5 protein-coding genes and 1 pseudogene are annotated in these 6105 nt (G+C 35.7%); all 6 read left to right on the plus strand.

What is annotated here, in order from left to right; genetic code table 11:
• Positions 1–132, plus strand: a pseudogene (locus tag ACFINE_RS08995) (DUF3792 domain-containing protein); the annotation flags it as partial.
• A gap of 947 nt (positions 133–1079) precedes the next feature.
• Complete coding sequence (locus tag ACFINE_RS09000) at positions 1080–1370, plus strand: hypothetical protein (protein ID WP_375621802.1); 291 nt, start codon at positions 1080–1082, stop codon at positions 1368–1370.
• Positions 1371–1956: 586 nt separating this feature from the next.
• Positions 1957–3321, plus strand: a complete 1365-nt coding sequence (locus ACFINE_RS09005; protein ID WP_375621798.1) for an MFS transporter — start codon at positions 1957–1959, stop codon at positions 3319–3321.
• Positions 3322–3687: 366 nt separating this feature from the next.
• A complete protein-coding gene (locus ACFINE_RS09010) occupies positions 3688–3912 on the plus strand; it encodes a hypothetical protein (RefSeq protein ID WP_375621799.1) in 225 nt (74 codons plus the stop codon).
• Positions 3913–4712: 800 nt separating this feature from the next.
• The gene (locus ACFINE_RS09015) at positions 4713–5123 is read left to right on the plus strand and encodes a hypothetical protein (RefSeq protein WP_375621800.1); all 411 of its coding nucleotides are present in this window, start codon (positions 4713–4715) and stop codon (positions 5121–5123) included.
• Between the two features lie 43 nt (positions 5124–5166).
• Positions 5167–5652, plus strand: coding sequence for an abortive infection family protein (locus ACFINE_RS09020; RefSeq protein WP_375621801.1), 486 nt, complete (start codon positions 5167–5169; stop codon positions 5650–5652).
• Positions 5653–6105: the final 453 nt, after the last annotated feature.

Raw genomic sequence — 6105 nt, forward strand, 5'->3', positions numbered from 1 at the left:
GCGACTAAAGCCACAAAAACAGCCTCCAATATGGGGTGGTGGGGCTTTTTAGGAAGTCTGGTAGGCGCCATTATTTCGAGTGTTTTTGGCTATTATGGTTATAGAAGCCGTAAGGACACTTTCATGCTTTAAAACATCTACCTGTCTACCTTTAAAGCAAATACATAAAAAGCTGCACGCATAGTGCAGCTTTTTTGCAAAATTTTCTTGATTTTTGTATGCTTTTCAACACAACAAGAATTTTCAAAATCCACGTGAAGCTTTTATAATCGTGAGAAACAAGCTGCAAAATAAAAGATTTTTTTCAATAATTCTATTTTTTTATGTTTTTCCTTTAAAAAACTTCTTAAATGAAGTGTTGACTCCATCGATTATATATATGCCATTACAGCATAACAAATATGCGACTCTTGCTCTATTTTTTCCATTTAAGCCAAACAAATTTCGCAAAAAAATATTCCTCTACGATCAACAACTTTTCTCAATATGGAAACCATATCAATCTTACATCTCATGTAAGAGGGAGCATTATGCGGTTAACATTTCATCCACGCACAATATGAGAGAATAAGTTGAATTCTCTGATACAAAGGGAATACCAACCTACCAAATTATCTATTCTCAACAAAGCAACACTCTCACCACTTCAATACCAGTATTTTAGTTTGAGGATACGAACAAAATTTACATTCTAGATTAAATGTATCAAATAAATAATGGTTTAACTGTACATGCTTCAAACAAAGAACAAAATTCTATAATCATGCGTTATTAAATTTTTTTTGTAAATATTTTATACAGATATCAAAAATCGTACCATTGCTTTCAATACAAGAAACCGACATAAAAAGTTTCATATTGAATGACCAAAATAGTCTTTTACAAATTGCGATATTAGAGCAAAAACTTCATTGGCTAATTATATGAAAAAATAAAATAGAAAATGCATTTTAATAAATATAAAAGCAAATTGTTTTATAAAAGAATATGACAAAAACTGATAAATCAACTTATGATCATGTATTTATGATTCAGATATTGAGTTCAATTTTGCACAATCATTTGAAAAAAACGATAAGATTAAAGTTTATGCGAAACTGCCTAAATGGTTTAAAATTGATACATCTCTTGGATCATATACTCCCGATTGGACTGTATTATTCGAGCAAAATGGGCAAGAAAAACTGTATTTTGTTGTGGAAAGCAAAAGAAGTATTTTCGAAGACATGTTGCGCGTTCTGGAAAAAGCAAAAATCCATTGCGGTCATGAACATTTCAAAGTTTTGGGAGAAAATACCCAATATATTGTTTCTGATAATTATCAAACTTTTATCGATCAAGCACTTCAAAAAAATACCATAACAACTTGAAAAAATGTTTTGGCTATGGAAACAACCCTCCCCTGTTGTTTATAAAATGCACCTTTTTCCTACTCTATAATTTACAAGCCCTTCCTTATAACCGATTTTAATTTTTATTAAACAATCAAGAGATTGTTGAACATTTTCCAGAAAAGGCTGCACATTTAAGAAAAGAAAATTATAAGCTATTGAGAATACATTTGACACCCAAACAATCATTTAAGCATAAAAAATGATCTATAAACAAACATTGGATTTTTAAGTCAATAATTTGATTTATAAAGATTTTAACATTTTCCATGTTAAATAATAAATGCAAATGGAGCAGGCATGCACGTCTCGTGTAGGTTCTGCTTTTGCTCTCATACAGAGTGAATTGACAGTAAACAGACTCCTCGATAAACTCATTAAGATCAACTTAACCGATGGTTTTATTTTGGAGGAAGAGGGATTGTATACAAGGGGACCATCAGCACTTCCAATCATATTCATTCCAATATCAAAGCCGCAGATATCACAAACACGTGTTAATTTTTAAAAGTCTGTGAATGGGGCGGGGACAATATTTTAAAGAATATCAACAGGGGGCATAATAATGCAAAAGAGAGATTCCTACACTCAATCAGAAAAGTATGTCATATATACCGTAATTATTTCCAGCATACTTCCTCTGCTGGACGGGAGCATTGTTAATATCATCCTTCCGGACCTTGCGCATTATTTTTCCGTGGAAGGAAATAATATACAATGGATTGTAACATCCTATTTTCTAGCCACCGTTCCAGGGCTGCTAATGTCCGCTTTTGTGCAAGGAAGAATAGGTATCAAAAGCACTTGGTTTCTTGCAAGCTTCATTTTTATGCTTGGATCACTGGGGGTAGGATTAAGCTATAGTTTTCCAACTATTATATCTGCCCGTATCGTTCAAGGTTTTGGGACCGGTCTTTTGCTGCCCCTTAGCCAAACCATCATTGCCTTACAATTTGGACAGACACGAGTGCGCCAAGCCATGGGCACCATAGCCGTACCAACAGTTTTCGCTCCTGCCTTTGGTCCGCTGGTAGGCGCCTCGCTTGCTCAGTATGTGTCTTGGCGTTTGTTATTTTTTATCAATATTCCGCTTATTTTATTGGCACTCACCCTTGGAGCAAAACATTTAAAGAGCAACGAAACAACAAAAACAAAATTTAACTTATTTGCATTTTTAGCGTTTTCCATCTCCCTTCTTTCGTTTTTTTACCTCACAGAAGCCAGAAACATCAATAACCACAACGCCCTCTTTATCCTAGCGCTTATAGCCATGATATCTCTCATATTATTCATTGTTTCTAATCAGAAAGCAAAAAACAAATTAATCGTCTTTAGCGGATTTCAAAATGCGCGCTACACATTACTCATGATCATGGGGCTTGTTGCTTCATTTCTTTTTTATAGCTTCCTCGTTTATTTCCCACTAGCCGTTGCCATGGAACAAGCCCATGAAAATAGCCTTCTCATCATCGGTGCCCTCCTTGCTCTGCAAGGGGTAGGAGCATGGATCGGAAGGAAATTTATTTACCAAAAATGGAAAGAAAAATCTCCCTTTTTCATGATAGGAATTGGTTTAGTGATATCAAGCTTTGGGTTATTATGTTTTGGCTATAATATAAGCATGGATGGACTTGGATTCTTGCTAAGAGGCATAGGATTTGGCATCGCCACCATTGTCTGCCTTTCCGCCCCCATCCAATATGTCAACAGTTTATATGTCAAAGATACAGCCGTTATCACACGCATATTACAGCAAATAGGTGGTGCCTTAGGGGGTATATTCGCTGGCTTTTTGATCCATTCGCTGACAGAAAAATCCCTGTCCTTAAACCAAACATATATCGTATTCTTCATATTCTCTATCGCTGCATTTTTACTGTTTTGCCTAGCCCTCCTCTTATCGCGTAAAGAGAAGAATTCCGATTTATGATATGCTTTATTTGAACTCCCTAGCCATAACATTGGCAATAGCTTATAAAATCATACAGCATTTACCACTTTTCGAGAAACCAACACACTGAGACCTTGACCATAGCCTTCATCATTTTTATGAAAGAACACTAAATCGATAAGCTCCTTAAGCTCTAAAATTGATCACCTCCAGTAACGTACGGTGTTTGTAATTTTATGATACCTCTGTGCTTTTAGATCCCTCTAAAAACCTCTTGAAATATGGGATTTTCTGATCAGACCTTTGCAAAGATCCACGAAATTAAGCACGCGTTTCAATGCGGAATAGTTCCATAAATGCGCTAACAGACGCCCTACAGAACCAGCATAGAATATAGAACCCACAATGCCCCCAAATGCTGACCATCTTCTGCCACGCATCGCGATGCAAAAAATCGCACTGTATTGCAAACTTGATAATGTTATTCCTCCCTTTTCAAAGTCATTGAATCACTATGCTTTCATAATCACAATAGGTTCAAATGAAACTGAAGCGACAAAAACAGCTGGTAAAGCAGCATCTTCTCTCCATTTCATTGTTAACTGTCATAACAAATCTCCCCCGCTTTAATAAAAAAGCCCTCTCTCATTGAGAAAGAAATTTTAAAAACATTGAAAATCATGAAGCACGATGACAGACAGCAAACCATCTCTAAAAAGACTGTTTCTTGATTTTCACAGCGTACTCTTAGATTTCTCTAACATTTTCCTGCCTTTAAATTTTCCTTATAAGTTTTACGGACAAAAGAAGCTTTTCAGAACTCTTTTACACATAACTTCATTGCTTCAAGCTCCCTTACAGACACAATAAACGTTTATATTTTCATCTCTACCAAATACGCGAGATTAACAGCGGATATCATGAAAACAGTCTTTTTATAGAAAACAGTAAGCTTTAACGGAATAAACGAGATTTTAAACTAGCCTCCCGCATTACTCATTACTCGATACCGGTTATGCAAATAAAGAGCGCCATCTACTTTTTCTGACAAGCAAAGAACACACACAACATTTAGTAACATGCCATTATTGAAATTCTTGTCACAAAACCTTCCGTTCAGGGATTATGCGCATTGCCTACTTCCTTCTCTCCAATAAACAATCTGCCAATAAAGAATGCTATTGCAGTTACGATAATACAAAATTATACTTCTGTTCTCATTCTATATTTTTCGAATTATCACACATTATTCCCCCTTCACTGTTATAACAATGAAAGGAGAAAAAATAAAACACAATATGGCATTTATCTTTCACAAATCTTATATAAGCCACAAAATTGTTGCGCGACCTTCTATACAAGGTCAGGCAATAAAATCATACTCTAAAAACCACTCAACATACCACTTTTTGATATTATAAAGCCATAAAATGCAATTATCATCTCCGCAAAAAATATCTCAGAAAAACAAAATCCCTCCTGCAACAATTAGGATACTCTCTCAAATATTACCAAAGTACTATTGGCCAGAGAATTTGGATGCCTTATTTTTTTATACACCATCTGCTCCTCATGAGTATCGAAGTGATGATGATGAAGTCAAGATTAAGAAACGACTAGATACAATCAATGTAGAATGCAATAAACCGCTTGAAGTCCTTGGTCCCCTGCTTGGTGATTTTTTGGACAGCGAGTTTCATAAGTTAGTCGGATTCATATTTCAAGACATACCAGAAGATCAAATGCTACAACAGCTTAAAGAAGATCAACGTAAAGTTTTAGAAACCGTTAAAGAAAGATGGATTAGAATATCAGCGTGGAGGATATATTATCAAGAATGAGCTAACCTTCACACAAGAATTGCAAAAAGCTGGTCTCCTCTCGATGGAAGAGCTAAAAAAACTTATTGCAGAGAAAGAACTTTCAGCAGTAGAAATCGAAATAAATAGGGCATTAGAAAATATAGAAAAAGATCCAAGGGAGGCAGTTCTATTTGCAGCAAATCTGTTGGAAGCCTCTTGCAAAGCTTATCTCGACCACCATTCTATCCTATATGAAGAAAATGCCCATAATAAGCTGTACGCTTTATGGAAAGAAGTTGCTAAGAAGGCTAAGATTCATACTGATGATATAAAGCAAAAAAACTTAAAAAATCAAGATCTAGATAAAAATGACTTAAGAATGATCGCAACCGGTCTATCCAGAATCGTTAGTGGTACTATGAATTTAAGGAACAAGAAAAGTGCAGCGCATGGCCGCTCAGAAAAGGATTTTGAACTAATCAATCTCAAGCCTCGCCATGCGCGTTTAACTTTTAATGCCGCCCATTCCCTCTCAATTTATATCTTAGAGCTCATGGATCAGCCATAATAAAAACCATATCACGACTACCAGCATTTTCTCGTGCCATTTTTAATGCTTTTTAGGCATTAAAGGGGAGTGGCTGCTTCTACCCTACAAAACCAAATATTTCTATAGCATGACAACATGAGTAGTCACACCGCTCTATGGTGTTCCTCTTCCCCACGTTTCTAGGCTCCGCTTCTAAAGTCAGTGGGCAATTTCTGTAAATGAAAAAGCCGCCCTTAAGGATGGCGAATGAGGATGGTGCAAAAGTATTGCCTTGATTATTTTTTTTAAGAACAAACTAGCTAGTGTACTATTTTTGGAAAGCTCTCGTGAAGAAATATTATGATGGAGAAGCTAGTCATTATGATAAAAATACAAGTCTTAACTCCCTAAAGAGAGAGAATCTGAGTTTAGATCTAATTCCTACAAAGCCTTTATGCGCGTAAATTACATACCTATACGTTCTTTCCCTAC

It is taken from the genome of Bartonella sp. AA97HXZ, assembly GCF_042196985.1.
Classification (GTDB): domain Bacteria; phylum Pseudomonadota; class Alphaproteobacteria; order Rhizobiales; family Rhizobiaceae; genus Bartonella.